Annotated in this window: 19 protein-coding genes; 10 read left to right on the top strand and 9 right to left on the bottom strand. The window is 70.8% G+C overall.

The window, feature by feature from the left end; translation table 11 throughout:
- Positions 1-250: 250 nt before the first annotated feature.
- The 4 genes from miv_RS20620 to miv_RS20605 form a co-directional block, all read right to left on the bottom strand.
- Positions 251-688, bottom strand: a complete 438-nt coding sequence (locus tag miv_RS20620) for a DUF3429 domain-containing protein (protein WP_207178592.1) — start codon at positions 686-688, stop codon at positions 251-253.
- Positions 688-1,431: a TIGR02186 family protein gene (locus miv_RS20615; RefSeq protein ID WP_207178590.1), complete on the bottom strand. Its 744-nt coding sequence runs from the start codon at positions 1,429-1,431 to the stop codon at positions 688-690. Before miv_RS20615 ends, miv_RS20620 begins: the two co-directional genes overlap by 1 nt.
- An 80-nt stretch (positions 1,432-1,511) precedes the next feature.
- Positions 1,512-2,435, bottom strand: a complete 924-nt coding sequence (locus tag miv_RS20610) for a sulfite exporter TauE/SafE family protein (protein ID WP_207178588.1) — start codon at positions 2,433-2,435, stop codon at positions 1,512-1,514.
- Between the two features lie 152 nt (positions 2,436-2,587).
- A complete protein-coding gene (locus miv_RS20605; protein WP_207178586.1) occupies positions 2,588-6,085 on the bottom strand; it encodes an SEL1-like repeat protein in 3,498 nt (1,165 codons plus the stop codon).
- Between the two features lie 601 nt (positions 6,086-6,686).
- Here miv_RS20605 and miv_RS20600 point away from each other — a divergent pair.
- The 9 genes from miv_RS20600 to miv_RS20560 all read left to right on the top strand — a co-directional run bounded on the left by miv_RS20600 (position 6,687) and on the right by miv_RS20560 (position 16,753).
- Positions 6,687-7,034, top strand: a complete 348-nt coding sequence (locus miv_RS20600; protein ID WP_244276290.1) for a MerR family transcriptional regulator — start codon at positions 6,687-6,689, stop codon at positions 7,032-7,034.
- A gap of 222 nt (positions 7,035-7,256) precedes the next feature.
- Positions 7,257-9,050, top strand: a complete 1,794-nt coding sequence (locus miv_RS20595; RefSeq protein WP_207178584.1) for an acyl-CoA dehydrogenase C-terminal domain-containing protein — start codon at positions 7,257-7,259, stop codon at positions 9,048-9,050.
- A 31-nt stretch (positions 9,051-9,081) separates the two neighbouring features.
- On the top strand, positions 9,082-9,336 hold the full coding sequence (locus miv_RS20590) for a hypothetical protein (protein ID WP_207178582.1): 255 nt from the start codon (positions 9,082-9,084) through the stop codon (positions 9,334-9,336).
- Between the two features lie 68 nt (positions 9,337-9,404).
- Positions 9,405-10,613 carry an acetyl-CoA C-acetyltransferase gene (locus tag miv_RS20585; protein WP_207178580.1) on the top strand — a complete coding sequence of 403 codons (1,209 nt, stop codon included), beginning with the start codon at positions 9,405-9,407 and terminating at the stop codon, positions 10,611-10,613.
- A gap of 5 nt (positions 10,614-10,618) precedes the next feature.
- Positions 10,619-11,143 carry a DUF2059 domain-containing protein gene (locus miv_RS20580; protein ID WP_048425958.1) on the top strand — a complete coding sequence of 175 codons (525 nt, stop codon included), beginning with the start codon at positions 10,619-10,621 and terminating at the stop codon, positions 11,141-11,143.
- Positions 11,144-11,165: 22 nt separating this feature from the next.
- Positions 11,166-13,367 (top strand): 3-hydroxyacyl-CoA dehydrogenase NAD-binding domain-containing protein, encoded by a 2,202-nt coding sequence (locus miv_RS20575; protein WP_207178578.1) that lies wholly within the window; start codon positions 11,166-11,168, stop codon positions 13,365-13,367.
- Positions 13,368-14,046: 679 nt separating this feature from the next.
- A complete protein-coding gene (locus miv_RS20570; protein WP_207178576.1) occupies positions 14,047-14,805 on the top strand; it encodes an SDR family NAD(P)-dependent oxidoreductase in 759 nt (252 codons plus the stop codon).
- 11 nt (positions 14,806-14,816) lie between these two features.
- Complete coding sequence (locus tag miv_RS20565) at positions 14,817-15,695, top strand: beta-keto acid cleavage family enzyme (RefSeq protein WP_058617727.1); 879 nt, start codon at positions 14,817-14,819, stop codon at positions 15,693-15,695.
- A gap of 269 nt (positions 15,696-15,964) precedes the next feature.
- Positions 15,965-16,753, top strand: coding sequence for a lytic murein transglycosylase (locus miv_RS20560; RefSeq protein WP_048429908.1), 789 nt, complete (start codon positions 15,965-15,967; stop codon positions 16,751-16,753).
- A gap of 85 nt (positions 16,754-16,838) precedes the next feature.
- On the opposite strand, the gene miv_RS20555 is transcribed toward miv_RS20560, so the two are convergent.
- The 5 genes from miv_RS20555 to glmU form a co-directional block, all read right to left on the bottom strand.
- Positions 16,839-18,011, bottom strand: coding sequence for a DUF2778 domain-containing protein (locus miv_RS20555; protein ID WP_244748624.1), 1,173 nt, complete (start codon positions 18,009-18,011; stop codon positions 16,839-16,841).
- Between the two features lie 283 nt (positions 18,012-18,294).
- A complete protein-coding gene (locus miv_RS20550) occupies positions 18,295-18,555 on the bottom strand; it encodes a hypothetical protein (protein ID WP_048429894.1) in 261 nt (86 codons plus the stop codon).
- A gap of 77 nt (positions 18,556-18,632) precedes the next feature.
- Positions 18,633-19,982, bottom strand: a complete 1,350-nt coding sequence (locus miv_RS20545) for a S8 family peptidase (protein ID WP_207178574.1) — start codon at positions 19,980-19,982, stop codon at positions 18,633-18,635.
- A 463-nt stretch (positions 19,983-20,445) separates the two neighbouring features.
- Positions 20,446-22,272 carry a glutamine--fructose-6-phosphate transaminase (isomerizing) gene (gene glmS, locus miv_RS20540; protein WP_058617725.1) on the bottom strand — a complete coding sequence of 609 codons (1,827 nt, stop codon included), beginning with the start codon at positions 22,270-22,272 and terminating at the stop codon, positions 20,446-20,448.
- 509 nt (positions 22,273-22,781) lie between these two features.
- Positions 22,782-24,125, bottom strand: coding sequence for a bifunctional UDP-N-acetylglucosamine diphosphorylase/glucosamine-1-phosphate N-acetyltransferase GlmU (gene glmU / locus miv_RS20535; protein ID WP_207178572.1), 1,344 nt, complete (start codon positions 24,123-24,125; stop codon positions 22,782-22,784).
- Positions 24,126-24,320: 195 nt separating this feature from the next.
- Here glmU and miv_RS20530 point away from each other — a divergent pair, with 195 nt between their 5' ends.
- The gene (locus tag miv_RS20530) at positions 24,321-25,913 is read left to right on the top strand and encodes an OpgD/OpgG family glucan biosynthesis protein (protein WP_048429890.1); all 1,593 of its coding nucleotides are present in this window, start codon (positions 24,321-24,323) and stop codon (positions 25,911-25,913) included.
- Positions 25,914-25,916: the final 3 nt, after the last annotated feature.

Raw genomic sequence — 25,916 nt, 5'->3', positions numbered from 1 at the left:
CGTGAACCGTCGAGCTGCGCAGCTCGACCTTTGGCGACTTGTTCTGAGCCGTCTCCACCCTGCGCGATCTTCGATCGCCCCTACCCCTCTCTCACACGGGAGAGGGGATCCCGCGATGTATTCCGATCGATCGATTGCAGGCAAAATACTAGAGCACTTCACGATCGCGTTGCAATCGCGAAGCTCTCTAGGTCTTTGATTTTGCCGCATTTTCTGCGACGAACCGGTATCCACTTCGTCGGAAAATGCTCTAAGCAACCGCCCAAACCCCCGCCGCCAGCAACGCCAACCCGGCCACGCCCGACAGCACCAGCCGCAAGCGTCCGAGCCACGCCGGGACCAACCCGCGCCGCGGCAGATCCTGGTCGACGAGACCCCAGGCGAGGACCAGGGCACCGAGCGCTCTGAGGTCCCAGGGGGCCGGCGCGAACAACGCCGCCCAGGCGAGAAGCGAGGGCACCACCGCGACGGCGTAATCGGCGCCCCGCCCCTCCGGCGAGGCGGCGGCCGCACCCCAGCGCAGGCCGCCGAGGAACGAGGCGATGACGGCGCCGTAGGCGGCGAGCAGCGGACGCGGCGCGACCCCGAACGGCGATTGGCCGAGGATCACCAGGGCGGAGAGGCCCAGGAACGGGATCAGGCCCGCAGCCCCGAGGATCAGGGCGGCGGGGGACGAGGTGCGGGGCATCAGTCTCTCCGGAAGATCACGCTGGCGAGCCAGCCGGAGATGAGCGCCAGCGCCCCGACGGCAAGCCCGTAGGCCAGCGACCAATCGCGGGCGAATGTCGCGATCCCCTGCTCGACCCCCGACTTGACGAGATCGAACCGCCCCTCGTGACGGGCGAGCGGCACGCCGCCGGCGAGCAGCACCACCTCGACGTCGTAGGCGCCGACCGGCGCGGTGGCCGGCAGCGGCGCGGTGGCGCGAAACACCGTGGGGGACAGGAAGCGCACCCCGGACGCGGTCTCGGTGAACAGGCGCTCGCGCCGGCGCAGGCGCAGCAGCGCCTCGCGGAAGGGGTCGTCCGGCACCGGCGCCGCCAGGGTCAGGTCCGGGGCGGCGACGATGGCCGAGAGGCCGAGCCGCAGGCGGCGGCGCGTCGCCGCGTCGGCGAGGTCGGGCAGGGCCCGCGAGGACAGGACCGCCAGGAAGCTCGGCACCTCGGCGAATTTCTGCTGGGCCCGGTTGATCCAGACCGGCCCGAGCGCTTCCTTCTCACGCACCGTGAGCGACTGGCGGGGCCCTCGGATCGTCACCACCACGTCGTAGCCGCCGGAGCGCGCCGCCGCCTGGCCGTCGCGCTCGACGGCACCGAACACCGCCACCGAGGTGCCGGTATAGGACGAGGTGACGGCGAGCCGATTGAACGACAGGCTCACCACCAGGGATTCGGCCTGCACCGGGCCGATGGAGAGGAGGCCCAGAACCATCAGGACCGCCCGGCAAACCAGCCGTGGACGGTGCTGGCGCGGGTTTCCCCCTCTCACGACGGGGGACGATCCGACGCGCATCAGCGCGCCTCCTGGACCACGATCGAGAACGGCTCCGCGGGCCGTAAGCCCAGCTCGACCGCGAAGCGCAGACCCACCGCCAGGACCAGGATCGCGAGCAGGAACCGGAAATATTCCGAGCGCAGGTTGCGGCCGGCCCGCGCGCCGAACTGCGCGCCGAAGACCCCGCCGACGATCAGGATCACCGCCAGCACGATGTCGACCGCTTGGTTCTGGGTCGCGTGCAGCACCAGGGCGACGAAGCTGGTGCACAGGATCTGGAACTGCGAGGTGCCCACCACCACGCCGGTCGGGACCCGCATGAGGTAGAGGAGCGCCGGCACCAGGATGAAGCCGCCGCCGATGCCCAGCACCGCACCGGCAAAGCCCACGAACAGGGCGAGGCCCAGGATCGGGATCACGCTGGCATAGAGCCGGGAGCGGGGAAACCGCATCCGCAGCGGCCAGGCCATGTAGGCGGCGTGATCGCCGCCGAGCCGCGCGGGCCGCGCCCGGCCGCGCCGCCTCGCCCAGAACCCGCGCACCGATTCGGCGAGCATCAGCCCGCCCACCACCGTGAACAGCGTGACGTAGGCGACCGTGATGACGAGGTCGAGCTGGCCGGCCCGCCGCATGGCGGCGAAGAACCAGACGCCGAGGCTCGTCCCGGCGAAGCCCCCCGAGACCAGGACGAGGCCGAGGCGCAGATCCAGGGCGTTGCGGCGGAGCGCCGCCAGCACGCTGGTCGCCGACGAGGCGACGATCGGCGCGGTCTGGGTCGCGACGGCGATGGCCGGCGGGATGCCCATCACGATCAGGATCGGCGTCATCAGGAAACCGCCGCCGATGCCGAACAGCCCGGAAATGAACCCCACCGCCGCGCCGAGCCCGATGAGGACGAGGACGCTGACCGGCATCTCGGCGATCGGAAGGTAGATCTGCAACGCGGGAGTGGTCCGGGACGGCGCGGGAGCCCGATCCTAGACCATGTTTTCGCCGCAGGGGAAACCGGACGAGGATCCGAGCCGGAAGCCCGGGATGCCGGAACGACGAAGGGCGCGGACTCCTCCGCGCCCTTCGTCGATCGTCCGCCCGATCAAACCTTTCCGGTTCCCCGGCCCGTCGTGAGGGGCGGCGGCGCGCCGATCAGCGACATGCCGCCGGTTGGCGAGGCGGTCTCGACCCGCATCGGCGGCGGATCGTTCACCGCCGGGTCCGGCGTCTTCGCCTTCCAGGCCTCGGCCGCGGCACGGGCGGCCGTCAGGTCCTTGGGCGCCAGCTTGCCGGCGACCTCGTCGCGCTTGCGGCCGGCATCGTCGTCGCCCTGCGCCGCGGCGGCTGAGAACCAGCCATAGGCCTGGGCCAGGTCCTGGTTGACGCCGAGGCCGCGGGCGAGGAGCACCGCGAGGTTGTACTGGCTGTCGCGCACGCCGTACTCGGCCGCCTTGCGGAACCAGTTCGACGCGGAGGCGTAATCGGGCTTGCCGCCGGCGGCCCCCGATTCGGCCAGCATCACCGCGAGGTTGTGCATGGCCCGGACATGGCCCTGGATCGCCGCGCGGCCATACCACAACCGGGCCTTCTCCTGGTCGCGGACGAGGCCGAGGCCCTTCTCGTACTGGCTGCCGAGGCGGTACTGCGCCGGGGCGTAGCCGGCGCTCGCCAGACGGTCGAACAGCTTGGCGGCGAGCGCGGCGTCCCGCGGCAGGCCGCGGCCGTCGACGGTGCGGCTGGCAAGCTCATAGATCGCGGCCCCGTCGCCCTCCAGGGCGGCCTTGCGCAGGGAGGCGGCGCCGGCCGGGATGCCGGACAGGTCGCCGCTCAAGGACGCCATGTCGGCCACCCGCGGCAGGGCGGACTTCGCGGGCTCCATCGGCTTGCCGAGATCGGCCGCCTTGCCAAGCTCCGCCGACTTGCCGAGATCGGCCGCTTTACCAAGCTCCGCCGCCTTGCCGAGATCCGCGGCCTTCGCCGCATCGGCCGACTGGGCAACCTCGCCGGGCTTTGCCGGGTCACCGGATTTGGACGGGTCGTCGGGCTTGGCGGCAGAAGCCTTCGCATCCGCCACGTCGCCGTGGGCACCGAGAGCCTTCGGGGTGGCATGCGCCGCCACCGACTGGGTCGTGGCCGGATCGGACGGCGCGGCCGCCTCGCGGGAGACCGTCGCGCTCCCGAGCCGGGCGCCCGAGCCCTGGAGGGCCTGCAGCGTCCCGAGGGCGAGCACGATCGCCGCGATGCCGAGGAGGAGCGGCCGGCGGCGGCGCTCGATCCCGGCCCGGAGCCGCTCGACGAGGCTGCCGCGGGCCTCGCCCTGGCGCTCGGCGGCCGGGAGAGCCGCATCGGTGCCGGCAGCCTCGGCGGCGGCGGCCTGGGCGGCACGGCGAGCGGCGGCGATGAAGCTCGCCTTGATGTCGCCGGCCGGCGTCTCGAGGGTCGCGGCGGTCTCGGATTGGACCGTTTGGGATGGGGCCGGTTGCGGCTGGCGCGGGCGCGACGCACCGGGCTCCAGCATCTCGTCGGCGGGGCTCGCCGGGCCGAGCCGCGGGGCCGGGCGCTCCGCCGGCGCGGCGCTCTCGCGCAGGGTCTCGCGGAGGTTTCGTCCGGTCCGGCGGGCGGGGGCGGCGAGGGCCGGCGCCGGCTCCTCAATGCGGGTCTCGACCGGGGCGAACCGGGCGACCAGCTGCTCGAGGGCGGCGTGGACCCCCTCCATCGTCGCCTGCATGCGCTTGTCGGACGCGGCCTGCTGCATCCGCATGTCGGCGAGCGCAGCCTGCAGCCCGCCGAGACCTTCGGCCGCCGCCGCGCCCTGACGTTCGGCGCCGAGGGAATCGGCGACGCTGCGGGCGGCGCGCTCGGCCGCGGCCTGGATCGGCGCCTCGTCGCGCAGGAGCGCGACCTGGGCCAGGAGGTCGCCCATGGTGCGCTCGAGGCCGGCGAGAGCCGGGTCGCTGCCGCGGGTGTCGATGCGGCCGGCCAGGGCCAGGACCTGACGCTCGAGGCCGTCGAGGGTCTCGCCGCCGGTCCCCGGTCCGACCCGGTCGAGCTTCTCGGCGAGGCTGCGCAGCATGCCGTGGATGGACGCGAGATCGCCGCTCGGCAAGGCCGGCTGACGCAGGGTCTCGCCGATCTGCTCGAGCCGCTCCATCACGTCGCCGACGGTGTTCACCGCCGCGACCTGATCGACCTTCGCCGAGAGGGCGTCGATGCGCCCGAGGATGTCGCCGGCGGCATCCGGCTGCTCGCGGCGCTCGGCGCGCAGGTCGTCGATCTTGCGGTCGAGGTCGGCGATGCCCTGGACCAAAGCCGGCGCATCGGCGGCCGGGGCGCGCACGCCCTCGCGGATCTCCTCCAGGAGGGGCCGCAGCTCGTTCATCAGCGCCGGGCTGTCGAGCATGCCGTTGCCGAGCCGGGTCACGGTCTCGGTCAGCTCGTCGACGGAGCGGGCCAGGTTCTGCACGCGGGCCGGCTCGGCCAGGATCGCGATCTGCGCGCGGATCTCGTCGAGCTCGCCGAAAAGCTTGGCCAGCGCGTCCCGGTCGGCAAGGCCGGCCCGGTCGGGATCGAGGGCACCGTCGGCCTGGCGGGCCAGGCGCTCGACGTCCTGCGTCACCCGGGCATGCACGTCGGCGGCGACCTCCTCGGCGAGGCGGCCGACCTGGACGCGCATCAGGTCGATCGGGCCGGCGACCGCCACGAGATCGGCGGGATCGCGAGCCCGCTGCACCTCGTCGGCGAGGGTGCGGACGGCCTGCTCGAGCGTGACGAGGTCGCCGCTCGTCGCGAGCGAACCGATCGATTCGCGCAGCCGCGACGTCTCGGCCTGCAGCCCCGCGATGGCCGGCGAAAGGGCGTCGGCGGTGGCCTCGGTGGTCTCCACGACCCGGGCGAGGTCGCGCCGCAGGCCGTCGACGAGGAGATCGCTCTCCTCCTCGGGGGAGCCCTCGTCGAGCTGCTGCTGGCGCTGGCGGATCTCCGCCACCGCGGCGGCGAGGCTGTCGGGCGCCGGGCGACCGCGCCGTCCGGCCGGCCGCGGGGCCGGCTCACGGGGCGCGGCCTCGGTCAGGCGGGTCTCGATGCCTTTCACCGCCTTGGCGACCACCTCGTCGGTGGCCTCCCGGCTCTCGGTGATGCGGCGGTCGATGGCATCGAGGCGCCGACCGATCGCCGCGACGGCCTCGATCAGGGCGGCGTCGCCCGCGATCGCCGCCGGGATCGCCGCGGCCGGGATGGCGGTGGCGGTGGCGGGAGCCGGCGCGGGAACGGGCTGGTGGCGGACCGGCTCGGCGACCGGGCCGCGCGCCGGACGCGGGCGATGGCCGCGGGGCGGCTCATGCTGCCAGGATCGGTCGCCCCGATGGCTCTCTCCGGTGTCCGCCGGCGCGAAGGGTTGAGCCGGAAACGCATCGCCGCGGCTGCGGCGGGACCCGGACGCGGCGCGGCGAGGCTGCTGCCGCACCCCCGCCCGGGCCGATCCTTCACTGATCGCTTCCGCCAGCCACTCGTCCACCGACAGACCGGCGCGCCGAGCTGCCTCCCGGGCCGCATCGCGCAGCTCCGGATCGAAAGCGTCGAGGGTAGGAGCGGTCCGTCGCATGGCGGGCTCTGCGCAAGGGTGGCCGAAGGGTCTCGCGGATAGGCACCGGCCGGGGCCGGTCGAAACCCGGCACCCTGCTCGATCGTGAAGATCCGGTCAGCGGCCGCGGCCTGAAAGGTTTCTTCGAGCACTTTCGTTCGACACGGTAAACAAGTGGTTAAAGCCCGCGCGAGGCACGGTCTTGGAGTGGGACCGCTGCCACTCCGTTGCGTGCGCAACCTGATTTTGGGCGATTTTTGTTCACAACTCTGACGCGCATTCGCACGGAGGAAACAGCCGAAAAGCCCGATTTTTGCCAACGATCCAGAATATAACGGTAAGCCGTTTTATCGCGTAAACGCTTGCTACATATCACTTTTTACCGTAAGTAACACACGCTCAAGTTGACGTTACCTTTCCCTTAGGGAGGTCATTTGACCTTCTTTGTGTCATCACGGGTCCGAAGGGCACCGGTGGTTCGGGGCGCGACGTGTGGTTCAACGGGGGAAACGGCATGGCTTATGATCGGCAGTCCGAGAGTGGCAGAGGAGCGTCGGTTCGCTCTGCTGGACCTGTGGCCCGTCCTGGTCGCCCGGCGGGGCGCTCGGCGTCCCCGGCAACCTTGACCATCGGCGACCTCGCCGAGGAATTCGGCGTCACCCTGCGGGCCTTGCGCTTCTACGAGGCGAAGGGCTTGCTGCATCCGCAACGCCGCGGCACGACCAGGCTCTATACCGAGGACGACCGTTCGCGCCTGGCCACCATCCTGCGGGGCAAGGAACTCGGCTTCACGCTGCGCGAGATCGCCGCGATGGTCGACGGCGACGAGTTGGCCGAGACCGGGGCCGGCGGTGCTCTCGCCCTCAGTCCCGCCCAGGTCGCCGAGCAGATCACCCATCTCGAAAACCAGAAGGCGGAAATCGAGCGGGCGCTCGAGGCGCTGCGGGGCTACGGCAAGACCGCCGCCTGAGACCGGGCAATCTGGCGGCATCCAGCGGGGGCAGGTGCCGCCCGGACACGAGCGCCGAGCCGACCGTCGGAGGACGTACCGGATTCGGCGATCTCACGCGTGAGTCCCGCGGCAGCCCACCGCCCCTCTTCCGTTCTCGATCGAGATAGTTTAGATATGAACTATCTCGCCGCGGCCGACGCCGTGCGCGACGAGGGAACGGATCCTGGGAGCGGGGGAAACATGCCGAGCTACAAGGCGCCGGTGGAGGACGTGCTGTTCCTCCTCAACGATGTGTTCGGATTCGCGCGCTACAGCAACCTGCCCGGCTTCGCCGAGGCGACGCCCGACGTGGTCGAGGCGGTGATCGCCGAGGGCGCGAAGCTGTGCGAGGAGGTGCTGGCCCCCCTCAACCGGGTCGGCGACAGCGAGGGTTGCACCCGCCACCCCGACGGCCGCGTGACGACGCCCAAGGGCTTCAAGGCCGGCTACGACGCCTATGCGGGCGGCGGCTGGATGGGCCTGTCGATGCCCGAGGCGTATGGCGGCCAGGGCCTGCCCCACACCCTCAACAGCGTGATGCAGGAATTCGTATCCGGCGCCAACACCGCGCTCGGCATGTATCCGGGCCTGACGCAGGGCGCTATGGCCGCGCTCCTGGTGCACGGCTCCGAGGAGCAGAAGCGCACCTACCTGCCCAAGATGGTCGAGGGCACCTGGACCGGGACGATGAACCTGACCGAGCCGCATTGCGGCACGGATCTCGGCCTCCTGAAGACCAAGGCGGTGCCGAACGGCGACGGTTCCTACGCGCTCACCGGCACCAAGATCTTCATCTCGGCCGGCGAGCACGACCTGTCGGAAAACATCATCCACCTGGTGATCGCCCGGATCGAGGGCGCGCCGGCCGGCACCAAGGGCATCTCACTCTTCGTGGTGCCGAAGTTCCTGGTCGGGCCCGACGGCACGGTCGGCGCTCGCAACGGGGTGTCGTGCGGCGCCATCGAGCACAAGATGGGCATCCACGGCAACGCCACCTGCGTGATGAACTACGACGGCGCCACCGGCTGGCTCGTCGGCGAGGCCAATCGCGGCCTCAACGCGATGTTCGTGATGATGAACGAGGCCCGGCTCGCCGTCGGCATCCAGGGGCTCGGCCAGTCCGAGGTCGCCTACCAGAACGCCGTCGCCTACGCCCGCGACCGGCTCCAGGGCCGGGCGCTCACCGGCGCCAAGGCGCCGGAAAAAGCCGCCGACCCGATCATCGTCCATCCGGACGTGCGCCGGACGCTGATGACCATCCGGTCCTTCAACGAGGCCGCCCGGGCGCTCGTGATCTGGACCGCGCTCCAGGCTGACATCGCCCACCGCTCCGAGGACCCGGCCGCGCGCCAGGCGGCGGAGGACCACATGGGCCTGCTCACCCCGGTGGTGAAGGGCGTGCTGACCGACCGGGGCTTTGCCAACGCGGTCGATGCCCAGCAGATGTTCGGCGGCCACGGCTACATCGAGGAATGGGGGATGTCGCAATTCGTGCGCGACGCCCGCATCGCCCAGATCTACGAGGGCGCCAACGGCATCCAGGCGATGGACCTCGTCGGCCGCAAGCTGCCGCGCGACGGCGGCCGGGCGATGATGCGCTTCCTCGCCGAGGTCGAGGGCTTCTGCAAGGAGAACGGCGAGGACGAGAGCCTCAAGCCGTTCTGCGCTCCCCTGATGAAGAGCCTCGGCCACCTTCAGCAGGCGACGATGTGGCTGATGCAGAACGCCATGGCGAAGCCCGACAATGCGGGCGCGGCGGCGACCGACTACATGCACCTGATGGGCCTCGTCGCCATGGGTTACATGTGGGGCCGGATCGCCAAGGCGACGGCCGAGAAGAAGAAGGCCGGCGAGGGCATCGCCGAGCGCCTCGACGCGCGGCTGGCCACCGGCCGGTTCTACGTCGAGCGCGTGCTGCCCGAGACCGGCACCCGGCTCGCCCGGATCTCGGCCGGGTCCGACGCCGTCATGGCGGTGCCGGCGGAGCTGTTCTAGGCTGCGGCTCGTATCCACGGAGCCTGCCGCGATGGCCGAACCCGAGAACCTGGTCCTCGAACATCTTCGCGCCATCCGCGGGTCGATCGAGCAGCTCGAACGCAAGGTCGAACGGCTGGAAGCCAAGGTCGAGAGCCGGTTCGACCATGTCGAGGCCCGCATCGACGAACTCGACACCCGCGTCACCGGCCTGACCCACGCGGTCGTGGCCGGGTTCGGGGCCCTCGTCCATCGCCTCGACGACCACGAGCGCCGTATCGCCCGCATCGAAGCGGAGCGCGCCTGACCGGCGCGCTCCTCCTCCCCGGCGCCCCGTTTCGGGGCCGCCGCACGATTATTCCGGGAAGACGCCCCATGCCCGACGCCTACATCTACGACCACGTCCGCACGCCCCGCGGCCGCGGCAAGCCCGACGGCTCGCTGCACGAGGTGACGGCGCTCCGCCTCGCCGAAACCGCCTTGCGCGCCCTCAAGGACCGCAACTCCCTCGACACCACGCTCGTCGACGACGTGGTACTCGGCTGCGTCGACCCGGTCGGCGAGGCCGGCGGCGACATCGCGCGCGCCGCGGCGCTCGTGGCCGATTACGGCATCCACGTCCCGGGCGTGCAGATCAACCGGTTCTGCGCCTCGGGCCTCGACGCGGTGAACTTCGCCGCCGCCCAGGTGATGAGCGGCCAGCACGACATGGCGGTCGGCGGCGGCGTCGAATCGATGAGCCGCATCGGCATCGGGGCGTCGGGCGGCGCCTGGCCGGTCGATCCGGCCATCGCCATCAAGTCGTACTTCATGCCGCAGGGCGTCTCGGCCGACCTGATCGCCACCAAGTACGGCTTCTCCCGCGACGAATGCGACGCCTACGCGGTCGAATCGCAAAAGCGCGCCGCCCGCTCCTGGGAGGACGGCCGGTTCAAGAACTCGGTCGTGCCGGTGCGCGACGTCAACGGCCTGACGCTGCTCGACCACGACGAGCACCGCCGCCCGAGCACCGACATGCAGTCGCTCGCCGCTCTCAAGCCCTCCTTCGTCCAGATGGGCCAGATGGGCGGGTTCGACGCCGTGGCCATCGACGCGCATCCGGACGTCGAGGCGGTCGAGCACGTCCACCATGCCGGCAATTCGTCGGGCATCGTCGACGGCGCCGCCGCGGTGCTGATCGGCTCGCAAGAGGCCGGTGCGAAGGCGGGGCTCAAGCCCCGCGCCCGCATCCGGGCCTTCGCCAATATCGGCTCGGACCCGGCCCTGATGCTGACCGGCCCGGTCGACGTGACCCGCAAGGTGCTGGCCCGCGCCGGCATGAGCATCGGTGACATCGACCTGTTCGAGGTGAACGAGGCCTTCGCGGCGGTGGTCCTGCGCTTCCTCCAGGCCTTCGACGTCGACCCGGCCAAGGTCAACGTCAATGGCGGAGCTATCGCGCTCGGCCATCCGCTCGGCGCCACCGGCGCGATGATCCTCGGCACCGTGCTCGACGAGCTGGAGCGGACGGGCAAGCAGACTGCGCTCGTCACCCTCTGCATCGGTGCCGGCATGGGCACCGCCACCATCATCGAGCGGGTGTGAGCCTGATGCGTCCCCTCCCCCCCCTCGCCGCCGGCCTCGCCCTCGCGCTGGTCCTCGCCGGTCCGGCCCGGGCCGACGACGACCGTCTGGCACTCGCCCGCGACATCGTCACCAAGACGGTCGCCCGTAACCTGACGCAGGCGTTCAAGCAGGCCGAGGAGAAGACCCTCTCGGGAATGAGCGCCGAGCAGGCCGGCAAGCTGCGGCCCGAGCTGGAGAAGACCTTCGCGCAGGAGCGCGACGGCCTCGTCGACGGACTCGCCAAGGAATACGCCCAAAAATTCGATGCGGCCGAGCTGAAGCGGCTGGCGGCGATCTACGACGACCCGGTCTACCAGAAGTTCCAGGCCCTCAACGCCGACCCGACCTCGATGGTCACCACGATCACCAAGGACGCGGTGACCAAGATGATGAACCTGCTCTCGCTGGCGGCCCTGTCGCAGCAGGGCAACGGCCAGGCCCCCGCGCCCGGGGCGGCGCCCGCCCCCGCTCCGGTGCCTGCGCCTTCTCCGGCACCGGCCAAGCCGTAATCGCTCTCACGAGGCCTTCGCCATGAACCTCACGAATTTCCGCTTCGAGACCGATGCCGACGGCGTGGCCCTCGCCACCTGGGACATGCCCAGCCGCTCGATGAACGTCGTCACCCCGGAGGTGATGGACGAGCTCAACCAGATCGTCGACGCCGTGGTGGCGGATGCCGCCATCAAGGGCTGCGTGATCACCTCGGGCAAGGACACCTTCTCGGGCGGCGCCGACCTGACGATGCTCCAAGGCCTCGGCGTCGAGCACGCGCGGCTCGCGCGCGAGCGCGGCGAGGAGGAAGCGATGACCTTCTTCTTCGAGGAATCGCGCCGGCTGACGCTCCTCTACCGCAAGCTCGAGACCTGCGGGAAGCCGTTCGCGGCCGCCGTGCACGGCACCTGCCTCGGCGGCGCCTTCGAGCTGGCGCTCGCCTGCCACCACCGGGTGCTGTCGGATGACGACAAGACCCGGGTCGGCCTGCCGGAGATCAAGGTCGGGCTGTTTCCGGGTGCCGGCGGCACCCAGCGCGTCGCCCGCCTGATGCAGACCGGCGACGCCCTCCAGATGCTGTTCAAGGGCGAGCAGATCCGCCCGCTGATGGCCCGCAACATGGGCCTCGCCCACGCGGTGGCGCCGCGGGCCGAGATCGTCGCAAAGGCGAAGGAGTGGATCAAGGCCGGCGGCTCCGCCGTTGCGCCCTGGGACCAGCCCAAGTTCAAGGCGCCGTCGGGCAAGGTCTACTCGCCCGCCGGCATGATGACCTGGCCGCCGGCCAACGCCATCTACCGCCGCGAGACCCACGACAACTACCCCGCCGCGAAGGCGATCCTGCACGCCGTCTACGAGGGCCTGCAACTCCCGATGGATCTGGCGCTCAAGGTCGAGAGCCGGTACTTCGCCAAGATCCTGCGCTCGCCGGAAGCGGCGGCGATGATCCGCACCCTCTTTCTGTCGATGGGCGAGCTCAACAAGGGCGCCCGCCGGCCGAAGGGCGTCGGCGCGGTCTCGCTCAAGAAGGTCGGCGTCGTCGGCGCCGGCTTCATGGGGGCAGGCATCGCCTATGTCTCGGCCAATGCCGGGCTCGAGGTCGTGCTGGTCGACCAGTCGGCGGACGCCGCCGAGAAGGGCAAGGCTTACGCCCACAAGCTCGTCTCCGACCAGATCATGAAAGGCCGCGCCAAGACCGCCGACCGCGACGCGCTGCTGTCCCGCATCACCGCGACCGGCGACTATTCGGCGCTCGCCGGCTGCGATCTCGTGGTCGAGGCGGTGTTCGAGGATCCGAAGGTCAAGGCCGAGGTCATCGCCAAGGTCGAGGCGGTGATCGGGCCGGACGCGATCTTCGCCTCCAACACCTCGACCCTGCCGATCAGCGGGCTCGCCAAGGCCTCGTCGCGGCCTGAGCAGTTCATCGGCATCCACTTCTTCTCGCCGGTCGAGAAGATGATGCTGGTCGAGATCATCATGGGGAAGGCCACGGGCGAGCGGGCGCTGGCGGTGGCCCTCGACTACGTCCGGGCGATCAAGAAGACCCCGATCGTCGTCAACGACGCCCGCGGCTTCTTCGCCAATCGCTGCGTCGGCGCCTACATCCTCGAAGGGCACCTGATGCTGGCCGAGGGCGTGCCGGCGGCGATGATCGAGAATGCCGGGCGTCAAGCCGGCATGCCGGTGGGGCCCCTCTCGCTCAACGACGAGGTCGGCGTCGACCTCGCCCTCAAGATCGTCAAGGCGACGAAGGCGCAGGTCGGCGAGGCCGCCGTGAACCCGCATCAGGAGCGCCTGCTCACCGCCCTCGTCGAGGGCGAGGGCCGGCTCGGGCGCAAGAACCGCAAGGGCTTCTACGACTATCCCGAGCAGGGATCGAAGAAGCTCTGGCCGGGCCTTCGCGACCTTCAGGAGACGACACTCGATCCGGAGGCGGTGAATTTTTCGGAGCTGAGGCAGCGCCTCCTCGTCACCCAGGCCCTGGAGGCGGCCCGCACGTTCGGCGAGGGCGTCGTGACTGACCCGCGCGAGGCCGATGTCGGCTCGATCCTCGGCTTCGGCTTCGCGCCGTTCACCGGGGGCGCCCTGTCCTACATCGACTTCATGGGGGCGGCCCGGTTCGTGGACCTCTGCCGCACGCTGGAAGCCAAGCACGGCGCCCGCTTCACCCCACCGGCGACCCTGGTGGCGATGGCCGAGAAGGGCGGGACCTTCTACGGCGAGGCGGCAAAGAACGCCGCCTAGAGCATCGTCCGACGAAGCGGGTCCCGGTTCGTCATAGAAAATGCGGCAAAATCAAAGACCTAGATCCGCGGCCGATCGCAACGTGATCGGGCGCGGATCTAGCAAGCAGAAGACGTGAGAATCGACCCTCTCACGTCATCCCGACCACGACGTCATCTGAAATGCCGCATGGCAGCCTCGGAGGATAACCTCGAAGAGCGCGGAGACCTCTCGAGCCCTCCTCCGGACGCCGGTCCGGCGTCAACGAAACCGCGATCCCCGATCGAGACAACCGCGGGATGAGGTTGTAGGCAAAATCGAATTGCCCGGTTTATTCTCAGCGTCGCGAAGCAGCTTGGCTCAGGCGATCGAGTTGCTTCCTTTTTCGTGACGTCTCGATCCGGCGATCTTGCATGTCGAGATTGCGGCGGCCGAAAATCGCACGCGGCCTTCGGTCGGCCGAACCTCCTGCGACGGCTCCCTGCAACCTCCCCCCGGAAGGGACACCGCATCGGAGGGACGGCCCTCGGTCGGCATCGCTCCGAGCCTCCGATATGCCGCTCGACCCGCGATCTTGGCACGTCACCCGGCCCCGTCGAGCCACGCGGCAGCGCACCCCCGATGCGTTCGGCGGCTCTGGACAAGCCCCTCCCCGCCCGCCACTCTCCCGCGAAACAACATTTCGCAGGGTGGAAACGACATGATCAGTGCGGATCTGCACGGGCGCCGCGTGCTCGTCACCGGCGGCGCTTCGGGGATCGGGCTCGCCGCCGTCACGCTCTTCGCGCGCTGCGGCGCCGAGGTGATGCTCAACCATCTCGCCGAGGACGGGCGCGGGCCGGACGCCGCCGCGCGGCTCGCCGCCGAGGGGCTGAAGGTCCGGGCGCTCGCCGGTAACGTCTCGGTGCCGGGCGAGGCCGAGGCCATGGTCGCACGCGGGATCGACGATCTCGGCGGCCTCGACATCCTCATCAACAATGCCGGCACCCCGGCCTCGGCCACGCCGGTCGAGTTCGCCGACCTCGACGCGATGACCGAGGATTTCTGGCAGACCATCCTGTCGACGAACCTGATCGGGCCCTATCGCTGCGCTCACGCGGCGGCGCCGGCCCTGCGCCAATCGAAAGGCGCCATCGTCAACACCGCCTCGGTGGCCGGGCTCGGCCGGCGCGGCTCCAGCATCGCCTACTCGGCGAGCAAGGCGGGCCTCGTGAACCTCACCCGCAGCCTCGCCCGGGCGCTCGCCCCGGAGGTCCGGGTCAACGCCGTGGCGCCGGGCCTCGTCGAGACGCCCTGGACCCAGGGCTGGCCCGAGGCGCGCAAGGCCGACACCCTGTCGCGCACCCTGCTGGCGCGGCTCGCCAAGCCCGAGGATATCGCCGAGGCGATGCTCTTCCTGGCCGCCGGCGCCGCCTACGTCACCGGCGAGACCCTGGTGGTCGACGGCGGCATGCTCTGAGGGAGGACCGGATGTCCCGCAAGACCGTCATCACCTGCGCCCTCACCGGCTCGTTCGATACTGCGTCCAAGAACCCGGCGGTGCCGGTGAGCCCGCAGGCCATCGCGCAATCGGCCCTCGAGGCGGCCGAGGCCGGCGCCGCGATCGTCCACATCCACGTCCGCGACCCCGCGACGGGCAAGCCCAGCATGGAGCTTGCCCTCTATCGCGAGGTGGTGGAGCGGATCCGGGAGCGGAACGCCGAGGTCGTCCTCAACCTGACCACCGGTGCCGGTGGGCGCTACGTCGCGGGCGATCCCGATCCGGCGGTGGCGGGGCCCGGGACGACGCTGGCCTCGCCCGAGGCGCGCACCCGCCACGTCACGGCGTTGCGCCCCGAGATCTGCACCCTCGACGTCGCGACGATGAATTTCGGCGAGCACGCCTTCATGAACACGCCCGCGCACCTGCGGGCGATGGCGGCGATGATCCGCGAGGCGGGGGCGAAGCCCGAGATCGAGGTGTTCGACCTCGGCCAGATCGAGCTCGCCCGTCACCTCCTGGCGGAGGGGCACCTCGATTCGCCGCCCCTGTTCCAGATCTGCCTCGGCATCCCGTGGGGCGCACCGGCGACGCCCGAGACGCTGCTGCAGATGCGCGACCGTCTGCCCAAGGACGCGCTGTGGTCGGCCTTCGGCATCTCGCGGGCCGAATTTCCGATGGTAGCGCTCGCCGCCACCGCGGGCGGCCACGTCCGGGTCGGGCTCGAGGACAACCTGTACCTGTCGCGCGGGACCCTCGCCCCGAGCAACGCGGCCCTGGTCGAGAAGGCGGTGAGCCTGCTCGCCCACCTCGACTGCACCCCGGCGAGCCCCGCCGAGGCGCGGGCGATCTTCGGCCTGCCGGCCTGATTCCGTCGTCCAGGGCGTGGCGCTAACGCCACGCCGGCGGAGTTTTCTCCTCTCCCGCTCCGGCCTCACCCTAGATCCTGCTCGACGGTTCCGATCGCGTTCCAGAGGCGGCGGTCGGGATCCGGGCGCGTTGCAGTTCCGCCGTAAAGCTTTCGCAGAGGGCGGGATCGTAGCATCGCCCATCGGGCAGGCAGGTAGTGTCGAGAATGGGAGCCGCGGGCGGCCCGACGTCCGAAGGCCGGCGGCGCGGCTCCGAGGGAGAGATCGAGATGATCGGTAACGGTTACGGGAGGGCCCTGATCGCCGCGGGCCTCGCGGTGCTGGCCGGCGGGGCTGAGGCCGCGCAATGCGGCAACTCCGCCGCCGGGTTCGAGGCCTGGAAGCGCGAATTCGCCGACGAGGCCCGTGGGCGCGCCAGCCCCGCCGCCCTCTCGGCGCTGATGGGCACCTCGTATTCCTCCGCCACCATCGCGGCGGACCGGGGCCAGAAGAGCTTCAAGCTCTCCCTCGACCAGTTCATGGCCAAGCGCGGCGCCGCCGCCATCGTCTCCCGCGGCCGGGCGATGAAGCGCTCGCAGGCCGCCCTGTTCGATTCGATCGAGCAGCGCTACGGCGTCCCGCCGGGCCCGCTCCTGGCGATCTGGGGCATGGAGACCGGCTTCGGCGCCGTGAAGGGCAACGTCAACACCCTCTCGGCGGTGGCGACGCTGGCCTATGATTGCCGCCGCTCGGCCTTCTTTACCGACCAGCTCTACGCGGCGCTGACCCTGGTCGATCGCGGCGTGCTCAATTCCGGCACCCGCGGCGCGGCCCATGGCGAGGTCGGCCACACCCAGTTCCTGCCCAAGAACGTGCTGAACTACGGCACCGGCGGCAGCCTCGACAACGCCTCGGTGGCGCTGAACTCCACCGCGAACTTCCTCAAGGCCCATGGCTGGCGGGCCGGTGCCGGCTACCAGCCCGGCGAGCCGAACTTCGCGGCGATCCAGGGCTGGAACGCCGCCTCGGTCTACCAGCGCGCCATCGCGATCATCGGGGCCAGGATCGACGGCGAGTGATCGACGGCGAGTGATCGGGAGCGCCTGAGCGGACGCCGAGCGGCACGGCCTCCGGGACATCCCCCCGGAGGCCGTTTTCCGATGCTCAACCCCGCGTGGCGCGGTCGGCCGGGCCACCGCGCCCGATCCGCGGCAGGTCGCTCGTTCCCGCGCCCGGCACGACGACGAGACGGCGCACCTCGCCGCGCAGGAAGGCCTGGAGGAAGCGGTCGTAGTTGCGGAACGAGACGCAGCCGTTCGAGGCGCCGCTCGGGCCCAGCATGTAGGTGTGGGCGAGGAGCCCGACGCGGCCGTGGATGGAGCCGCTGCCGCCGACCGGGTTGAGCCGGATCGCCCGCACGCCGTGAAACAGCGCCTCGCGCTCGGTGAGGTCGTAGGTGCCGGGCGGCGTGGCGCCGCGCATCTTGAGGTGGACGTTGCGCGGATCGTCCATGTGCGGCCCGAGGCCCGAATGCGCCTCCAGCGACTCGCCGCTCGGCAGCGTGACGGTTCGGGCGCTGATGTCGTAGACGGCGATGCCCGGGCTGGCGCTCAGGCGGGGCCGCGGGGTGCTCGCCTCGAGCCCGCCGGGCGAGGCGTAGGCGAGGGTCTGGGTCGGGGCGGAGCCCCCTCCCCCGAAGATCCGGTCGAACAGCGACGGCTCCTCGGGCAGGGCGGCCTTGAACACGCTCTCGGTGGAGGCCATGGCGCGGACCGGGCGCCGCGGCGCCCGGGTCGCCAGCACGGTCGGCGTCGGGCGCAATTCGGGCGGGCGCGGCACCGGCAGGGGTGCGAGGGCGAGGGGGCCGGGCGCCGCGGCGAGGGCTTCGGGCGTCGCGAGGGGACCAGCCGTCGAGGCGAGCGGACCGGGCGCGGACGCCGCGGGAACGACGGCGGCGCGCAGGGCCGCGACGGTGGGTGCCGCCTCGGCGAGGCGCCCGGTCTCGGGAGCCGACGGCGTCAGGGCCGCGACCGCCCGGCTCGCCTCGGGGAGAACGTCGCGGGTGAAGCTCGCCGCGTCGCGCCCCAGCGTCGGCAGCGGCGCCAGCATCCAGCCGAGCTCGGCCTGCGCCAGGACGGATCGGGACGTCGCGGCCTGCGGGACCGCGGGCGCCGCCGTCTCCGCCACCGTCAAGCGGGTGTCCTCGCGCGGCACCAGCCCGGCGGCGGCGCCGATCCCGGCGAGCGCCGCGGCGATGCCGAGGAGCCGCCGGTTGCGGCGGCGGCGACGGAGGGAGCCCGGGGCGAGGCGACCGGACGAATACGCGACGAGGTCCATGCGGCCTGTACTCGATGGCTTGTCCCGCACGGACCCGCCCGGCCGGCCGCCGGCGCATGGGGACGCGGCAGGCCGGCGAGTTCGGCCGTTTAGGAAAGGATCAACCTTAAGCCTCCGTATTGAGGCGGTTTTTGGTTAATCCCGGCTAAATGACATCGAGGAAATCCGAAGAATTCGCACCGGACCGACTGCGGTCGTGAGGGCGGTGAGCCCGGACGGGCCTCGCGCGACCGGGCGCACGGGCCGGCACCGCCGCGCCCCGGGGCGGGCGGTACCGGGACTCTCAATCGGCGATGACGGCCTTGACCCGGGACGCCCGCTCGATCCGGGCCGCGAGGCGCGGTGTCGCGACGAGCTCCACCATGCCGAACGCGGTCGGTTCGCCGAACCGCCCCAGCTCTTCCTGCAGGTGTTCCCGAACGACGAGCGCTCGGAGGGACTTCAGGTCATCCTCCGTCTTGCGCACCTGCTCGTTGACCAAGGCGGTGCGCTCCTGCTCGGCCTTGGCGGCACGCCCCTTGAACACGACCAGGTAGTGGTTCATGCCCTCGCCGTTCTGCCTGGAACCGGGAAGGCGGGCAGGCCGGGCCGCCTGCCTGGGATTGCGGCGGGGCGTCGTCATCAGACGTACCGCGCGATCAAGGCCGAGCGCCGGCCGGTCTTGACGGTCTGCGCGTTGGTCAGAAGGGTGGTCCGCAGCGCCGCCGCGGACATGCGGGACCGGCACAGATACAGCGCCGCGATCCCGGCGACGAAGGGTGCCGCCATGCTGGTGCCGTCGAGACGGCCGTAGAACGACTGGTTCGCCATATCGCGCTCGAGGCTGGAGTAGATGCCCACGCCGTACCCATAGATATCGGGCTTCCGCGTGCGCGACGAGGTGCGGCTGCCGGAAAAAGGCGCGATGACGCCGCCATGATCCACAGCGCCGACGCCGAGGGCGTTCCGGAAGCCACCGGGATACCCGAAGCGTCCCGGCCCGTCGTTGCCGATCGCGACGATCGGCAGGACGTTGGCTTGGATGAGCAGATTCAAGACCGCCTCCATGGCGCGCAGGCGCGTCTTGTACTCCTTGAGCGGCACGTTCAGTACCCCGGTCGACGGGAAGCCCAGGGACAGGTTGACGACCGCCGGCTTGGTCGCGTTCGCAGGTGCCTTGAATTCATGCAGCAGCCAGTTCAACCCGTAGACGACCCGGATGAGGCTCGTGCGCGCGGTCTCGCTCTCGATCACCGAGGCAACCACCAGTTCCGCCTCGGGGGCGACGCCGACCGTCGATCCGGCGATGATGCCGCAGACATGCGTTCCGTGGCCGTCGAGATCGAAGCCGCGCACGTCCCGCGGCGGGCTCGCCGGGTTGTTGGGATCGAAGGAGACGTAACGGAACGGAATGGTCCTGGCGTGGAACTGCTGGTGGTCGGCGTCGATGCCGGTATCGAGCACGCCGACCAGGACGCCGGCCCCCCGCACGTTCTGGCGATGCGCGGTGTCGATGCCGGAGACTGTCGGCCAGCCCGTCCCGACCGGCATCGACGTCGCGTGCATCAGGCGTGCGCCCGGCGCCCGGAGCCGGGTCGGCAAGGCGAGACTGAAGTTCGTCACGACCTCGAAATCATCCTGCAGCGCGCCGCGGGCGGCCGCGATCCGGCTCTCGTCCCGGAAGTACGCGGCGGTGAGGCCGAGCGCGGTGAAGCGGGCGAAGACGCCCTGCGTCTCGCTGAGGGGCGCCGTCGGCTGGGCGACCAGATCCGAGGTGGCGACCTCCTGAAGACCGAGACGCTCGAGACGGCGGGCCGCCGTCTCCTCGACATGGCCCAGACCCCGCCGCGCCGACGGCGAGGTACGGTAGGCGGCAACTCTCGCCGTGGTGACGATGCCGTCCGAATCGAAGGCGGATTTCGGCACCAGCAGCACACCGGTTCCGTCGCTGCCCGCCGTGAGGATGTCGGCCTGGGAGAAGAGCGTCGTCATATCGGGCCAATCGGTTCAAACGAAAACATGCCCGACGGAAATTAAGGGATCGCTTTCGCTTGGGAAGAAGTAAACCGATGCGACTGCGTCACACGATTCAAAAACAATTCAATACTCTGAAAAACACTTTTCCATCGATGATTTTTACCGAAGATATGACATGCATTTCATGTAAATAAATTGTGCATCTATCTACTTGATTTTTCATATTATATTTTGGCGTAGATGATATGGGAATCGACAGCGAGAACCCGATGCAGCTGTCATTTGAACAGTGTTCGTCACGACAAGGCCGGCAACACCTTCGCGGCGTTGCCGGCCTTGTAAGATTGCGGGGATCATCCGGCAGCCGTGGATAGGCGCAGCTGCGACCCAAGTGCCTGCGCATCGCCGCACCAGCGCCGGATCACGGTCGGGGCTTGGCCCGGCGCCGCCGAACGGAGCCGGTCGAAGGCGCTGCGTATCACTCCACCGTGACGGATTTCGCGAGATTGCGCGGCTGGTCGACGTCTTTCCCGAGCACCACGGCGGTATGGTAGGCGAGAAGCTGGACCGGCACCGCGTAGACGATCGGCGCCACCACCGGATCGACCTCCGGCATCATCAGGGTGGCCAGCGTGTCGAGTCCGGCCGCGGCGGCGCCGCGGGCGTCGCCGATCAGCACGATCCGGCCGCCGCGGGCCGCCACCTCCTGCATGTTCGACACCGTCTTCTCGAAGGTCGCATCGTGCGGCGCGATCACGACGACCGGGACGGCGTCGTCGATGAGGGCGATCGGACCGTGCTTGAGCTCGCCCGCCGCGTAGCCCTCGGCGTGGATGTAGGAGATCTCCTTGAGCTTCAGCGCGCCTTCGAGCGCCATCGGGTAGGCGGTGCCGCGGCCGAGATAGAGCACGTCCCGGGCCTTGGCGATCTCGCGCGACAGGACCTCGATCTCGTCCTCGCGCTTCAGGGCCTCGGCCATCAGGCCCGGCACCTTGATCAGCGCGTCGACGAGCCGCTTCTCCTCGGCCTCGTCGAGGGTGCCCCGCGCCCGGCCGGCCGCGAGCGCCAGGCAGAGCAGCACCGTCAGCTGGCACGAGAACGCCTTGGTGGACGCCACCCCGATCTCGGGTCCGGCGAGCGTCGGCACCACCGCGGAAGCCTCGCGGGCGATGGTCGAGGTCGGCACGTTGACCACCGCCAGCGTGTGCTGGCCTTGCGACTTCGCGTAGCGCAGCGAGGCCAGGGTGTCGGCGGTCTCACCCGATTGCGAGATGACGATCGTCAGCCCGCCCTTCTCCAACGGCGGCTCGCGGTAGCGGGTCTCGGAGGCGACGTCGATCTCGACCGGCAGGCGGGCGAGCTTCTCGAACCAGTACTTGGCGACGAGACCGGCATAGTAGGCGGTGCCGCAGGCGGTGATCGAGATCCGGTTGAGCTTGGCGAAGTCGAAGGGAAAGGCGTCGGGCAGGGCGACGCGGCCGGCGGCGAGGTCGACGTAGTGGGCGAAGGTGCGGCCCACCACCTCCGGCTGGTCGTAGATCTCCTTGGCCATGAAGTGGCGGTAATTGCCCTTGTCGACCAGGAAAGCTTGCGTCGCGATCCTCTGGCGCGGCCGGGCGACGACGTTGCCGGCGAGATCGCGGATCTCTGCACCGTCGCGGGTCAGGATCGTCCAGTCGCCCTCGTCGAGATAGGTGATCTCGTCGGTGAAGGGGGCGAGCGCGAGGGCGTCGGAGCCGAGATAGGTCTCGCCGTCGCCGAAACCGACCGCGAGCGGCGCGCCGTGGCGGGCGCCGATCAAGAAGTCCTCTTCGCCGGCGAACAGGAACGCGAGCGCGAAGGCGCCGCGCAGGCGCGGCAGGGCCGCCTCGACCGCGGCGACCGGGCCGAGCCCGGAGCGCATCAGGTGGCTGACGAGCTGAGCCACCACCTCGGTGTCGGTCTCGGTCTCGAAGACGCAGCCCTCGGCCTGGAGCTCGCCCTTCAGCTCGCGAAAATTCTCGATGATGCCGTTATGCACCACCGCCAGGCGCTCGGTGGCGTGCGGGTGGGCGTTGGTCTCGTTGGGCCGCCCGTGCGTGGCCCAGCGGGTGTGGCCGATGCCGATGGCGCCCGAAAGCGGACTCTGCACCAGCTTCAGCTGAAGGTTCGACAGCTTGCCCTCGGCGCGCCGCCGCTCGAGACGGCCGGCTTCCAGCGTGGCGATGCCGGCGGAGTCATAGCCGCGATATTCGAGCCGGCGCAACGCGTCGACCACCTGTCCCGCCACGGCATTCCGGCCGACGATTCCTACGATCCCGCACATGCTTACGCCTCAGATGTCGCTCGGCCGCGCGTCCCACTCGGGGACAGGCAAGCCATATGGGGAATGGTGCTGCAGAATTCCTGCCGCTTTCCACCGCCACGCTCTGGCGCCGTTCTACCGGACCGGCCGGTCCCGAGGCGAGTCAACTTCCGTAACGGATTGTGACGGCCGAGGTTCGTGGGTGGTATGCAGGGCTGGATTCCCTGCGATAATCCCGGGGCCATGCGGCATGATCGCCGGGAACGCCCGCGCGGACCGATGCGGGCAAGGAGCCCCGCCCATGATCGCCGCATCGCCGCACGACTCGCGCCGTTGCCCCGCATCCCGGTCGAGACCCTCACGGCCCTGGCCAATTGCTACCGGGCCGAGATCGCCAAGGTCGCCGCTGGCGCGACCGGTCCGACCGCGCACCCACCGGGCGATCACCCTGATCGCCGCGATGCTGCCGGTCTCGCTCCCGACGCCGATGGCGCATCACGGCGTATACTTGTTCGTGAAGAGGCCGGGCGCTACCCCTTCGTCGGCTTCGCCCACCCGCTCTTCACCACCTGCCGGCCCCGCCCGATCGCGAGCGTACCGGGCGGCACGTCGTCGGTGATGACCGACCCCGACCCCACGAAAGCCCCTTCGCCGATCGTCACCGGCGCCACCAGCGCCGAGTTCGACCCGATGAAAGCCCCGGCGCCGACCACCGTGCGATGCTTGTTCACGCCGTCGTAGTTGCAGGTGATGGTGCCGGCCCCGAGATTGGCGCGCGCGCCGATCTCGGCGTCGCCCACGTAGGACAGGTGGTTGACCTTGGCACCGGCCCGGATCGCCGCGTTCTTCACCTCGACGAAGTTGCCGATGCGGGCGCCCTGCTCCAGCACCGCGCCGGGCCGTAGGCGGGCATAGGGGCCGATCTGGACACTCTCGGCGAGCGTCGCTTTCTCGAGATGCGAGAAGGCATGGATGGTGCAGCCGTCCCCGACGACGACGCCGGGGCCGAACACGACGTGGGGCTCCACCGTCACGTCGCGGCCGAGCACCGTGTCGTGGCTGAAGAACACGGTCTCGGGGGCGATCAGCGTGGCGCCCGCCAGCATGGCGGATCGGCGCAGGCGCGCCTGGATGGTCGCCTCGGCGACGCCGAGCTGCACCCGGTCGTTGACGCCCTGCGCCTCGGCCTCGTCCACCGGCACCACCGCGACCCGGTGCCCATCGGCGACCGCCAGCGCCACGGCGTCGGGCAGGTAGTACTCGCCCGCCGCGTTGGCGTTCCCGATCCGCTCCAGAAGGCCCAGCGCCAGCGGGCCCGACAGCGCCATCAGCCCGGCATTGCTCAGGGTGACGCGGCGCTCGGCCGGGCTCGCGTCCTTCTCCTCGCGGATCGCCGCCACCCGGCCGTCCTCGACCAGCACCCGGCCGTAGCCGGCCGGATCCGCGGCCTCGAAGGCCAGGACCGCGACCGCCGCACCCTCGGCCAGGGGCGCGCGCAGGCGGGCATAGGTCTCGGCGGTGACGAGCGGCGTGTCGCCGAAGGCCACCACCACGTCGTCGGCGCCGCCTGCCAGGGCCTCGCGGGCCGCCAGGACCGCATGAGCGGTGCCGAGGCGCTCGGCCTGCGAAAAGGTCTCGGCGCCGGAAAAACCCGCGACCACCTCGGCGACGTCGTCGCGGCCGGGCTCGACCACCACGGCGAGGCGCCCCGCCCCGGCTTCCGTCACGGCGGCGAGCACGTGGGCGAGCATCGAACGACCGGCGATCGGGTGAAGCACCTTCGGCAGGGCGGAGCGCATCCGCGTGCCCTTGCCGGCGGCGAGGACCACGGCGAGGAGCGAGCGGGTCCCGGCGGGCTTCGGAGTGGAGGTCATCGGCGGCCCATGGGGTCGAGGGGAGACGGTGTCGGGGTCACGTGTCAGCCCGTCTAGCCGATCGTCCCGCCAGGGCAAGTCCCGGCGCGCCGGTCCGCGACGGCGCCGGGCAAACGAATCTTAACCCCCGGTTCACGCAGGATCGTGGTAAACGGCCGGCGCCCCCCACGACCCGGTACGGTATCCCTCGCCTCGATGACGCAGCTTCCGCCCGCCCCCCCCTCCTGCTCAGACCTCGACCGGCGCGCGGTGCTGGCGCTCGCCGGCGGCGGACTCACGCTCGCCGCGATCGGCGCGGCGCAGGCGCAGCCGACGGAGCCGACGCCCCTGTCGGACGGGCAGCGCTTCGATCCCGGCCAGGTGGTCGATCTCGCCCGGGCACTGGCCAAGAAACCCTTCGTCGCGCCGGCCGCCGACCTGCCGGACGCCTTCAAGACCCTCACCTACGAGCAGTATATCGGGGTGCGGGCGCAACCCACCGCCCTGCTCTGGGCCGGCGAGGGGCGCGGCTTCGTGGTCGAGCCGCTGCACCGCGGCTTCGTGTTCACCACGCCGGTGGCGCTCCACGCGGTCGAGGACGGGGTGGTGCGCCGCGTCGGCTACGACCGCAACCGCTTCAGCTTCGGCAAGGTGCCGCCTCCCGAGGAGGGCCGCGACATCGGCTTCTCGGGCTTCCGGCTCTACGCGAGCTTCAACGGTGCGGCTCCGTCCGATTGCGCGATCTTCCAGGGCGCATCGTTCTTCCGGGCGCTCGCCGCCGGCCAGAGCTACGGCGTCACCGCGCGTGCCCTCACGCTGAAGCCCGCGGAGGCCAAGGGCGAGGAATTCCCGCTGTTTCGCGCCTTCTGGCTCGAGCGGCCGGGCCCCGGCACCGGGCAGATCGTGATCCACGCGCTCGTCGATTCCGACTCCGCCACCGCGGCGATGCGCATGACCCTGCGCCCGGGCGACGCCACCATCGTGGACGTCGAGGCGACTTTGTGCCCGCGCACGCCGCTGGAGCACGTCGGCATCGCCGGCATGACCGGCGCCTACCTGTTCGGGCCGACCGACCGCCGGGGCGTCGACGACGCCCGGCTCGCCGCCCACGAGATCGACGGGCTGCAGATCCGCAACGGCTGGGGCGAGGCGATCTGGCGCCCGGTGCAGAACCCCGAGACGCTGCAGATCTCGGCCTTCATGGACCAGGACCCGAAGGGCTTCGGCCTGGTCCAGCGCGCCCGCGCCTACGGCGACTATCAGGACGACGTGCAGCGCTGGGAGAAGCGTCCGAGCCTGTGGATCGAGCCGCTCGGCAGCTGGGGGCCGGGCGTGCCGCAGCACGGCTGGGGTGCGGGCGCGGTCCAGCTCATCGAGATCCCGAGCGAATCCGAGGTCAACGAGAACATCCTGACCTACTGGCGCCCGAAGGAGCCGGTCGCCAAGGAGACCGCCTTCAGCTACCGCCAGTTCTGGTGCTGGACCGTCCCGGGCGCGCCGCCGCTCGCCGCCTGCTCGGGCACCCGGGTCGGCAAGGGCGCGGGCGGCAAGCGCCGGCTCTTCCTCGTCGACTTCACCGGCGAGGCGCCGTTCGCCGAGGGGATCGATCCCGCCACGCTGCAAGTCGCGCTGAACACCGCCCCCGGCACCCTCGCGCGCCAGCGCCTCTACGCCTACCCGGAGCGCAAGACCCTGCGGGTGGTGTTCGAACTCGATCCCGGCAACGACACGGCCTGCGAACTGCGCCTGGTCGTCAAGGCCGGCGACAAACCCGTGACTGAGACATGGCTATACCGGTGGACCCCGTGACCC

This window comes from Methylobacterium indicum (genome assembly GCF_017347565.1).
GTDB lineage: Bacteria > Pseudomonadota > Alphaproteobacteria > Rhizobiales > Beijerinckiaceae > Methylobacterium > Methylobacterium indicum.
This window is presented reverse-complemented; position numbering and strand designations above follow the sequence as displayed.

Coding starts and splice junctions, on each gene's coding strand:
- miv_RS20620 (WP_207178592.1), bottom strand. CDS start 688: ATGCCCCGCACCTCGTCCCCCGCCGCCCTGATCCTCGGGGCTGCGGGC.
- miv_RS20595 (WP_207178584.1), top strand. CDS start 7,257: ATGCCGAGCTACAAGGCGCCGGTGGAGGACGTGCTGTTCCTCCTCAAC.
- miv_RS20560 (WP_048429908.1), top strand. CDS start 15,965: ATGATCGGTAACGGTTACGGGAGGGCCCTGATCGCCGCGGGCCTCGCG.
- miv_RS20580 (WP_048425958.1), top strand. CDS start 10,619: ATGCGTCCCCTCCCCCCCCTCGCCGCCGGCCTCGCCCTCGCGCTGGTC.
- glmU (WP_207178572.1), bottom strand. CDS start 24,125: ATGACCTCCACTCCGAAGCCCGCCGGGACCCGCTCGCTCCTCGCCGTG.
- miv_RS20555 (WP_244748624.1), bottom strand. CDS start 18,011: ATGGACCTCGTCGCGTATTCGTCCGGTCGCCTCGCCCCGGGCTCCCTC.
- glmS (WP_058617725.1), bottom strand. CDS start 22,272: ATGTGCGGGATCGTAGGAATCGTCGGCCGGAATGCCGTGGCGGGACAG.
- miv_RS20570 (WP_207178576.1), top strand. CDS start 14,047: ATGATCAGTGCGGATCTGCACGGGCGCCGCGTGCTCGTCACCGGCGGC.
- miv_RS20550 (WP_048429894.1), bottom strand. CDS start 18,555: ATGAACCACTACCTGGTCGTGTTCAAGGGGCGTGCCGCCAAGGCCGAG.
- miv_RS20615 (WP_207178590.1), bottom strand. CDS start 1,431: ATGGTTCTGGGCCTCCTCTCCATCGGCCCGGTGCAGGCCGAATCCCTG.
- miv_RS20565 (WP_058617727.1), top strand. CDS start 14,817: ATGTCCCGCAAGACCGTCATCACCTGCGCCCTCACCGGCTCGTTCGAT.
- miv_RS20530 (WP_048429890.1), top strand. CDS start 24,321: ATGACGCAGCTTCCGCCCGCCCCCCCCTCCTGCTCAGACCTCGACCGG.
- miv_RS20545 (WP_207178574.1), bottom strand. CDS start 19,982: ATGACGACGCTCTTCTCCCAGGCCGACATCCTCACGGCGGGCAGCGAC.
- miv_RS20590 (WP_207178582.1), top strand. CDS start 9,082: ATGGCCGAACCCGAGAACCTGGTCCTCGAACATCTTCGCGCCATCCGC.
- miv_RS20585 (WP_207178580.1), top strand. CDS start 9,405: ATGCCCGACGCCTACATCTACGACCACGTCCGCACGCCCCGCGGCCGC.
- miv_RS20575 (WP_207178578.1), top strand. CDS start 11,166: ATGAACCTCACGAATTTCCGCTTCGAGACCGATGCCGACGGCGTGGCC.
- miv_RS20605 (WP_207178586.1), bottom strand. CDS start 6,085: ATGCGACGGACCGCTCCTACCCTCGACGCTTTCGATCCGGAGCTGCGC.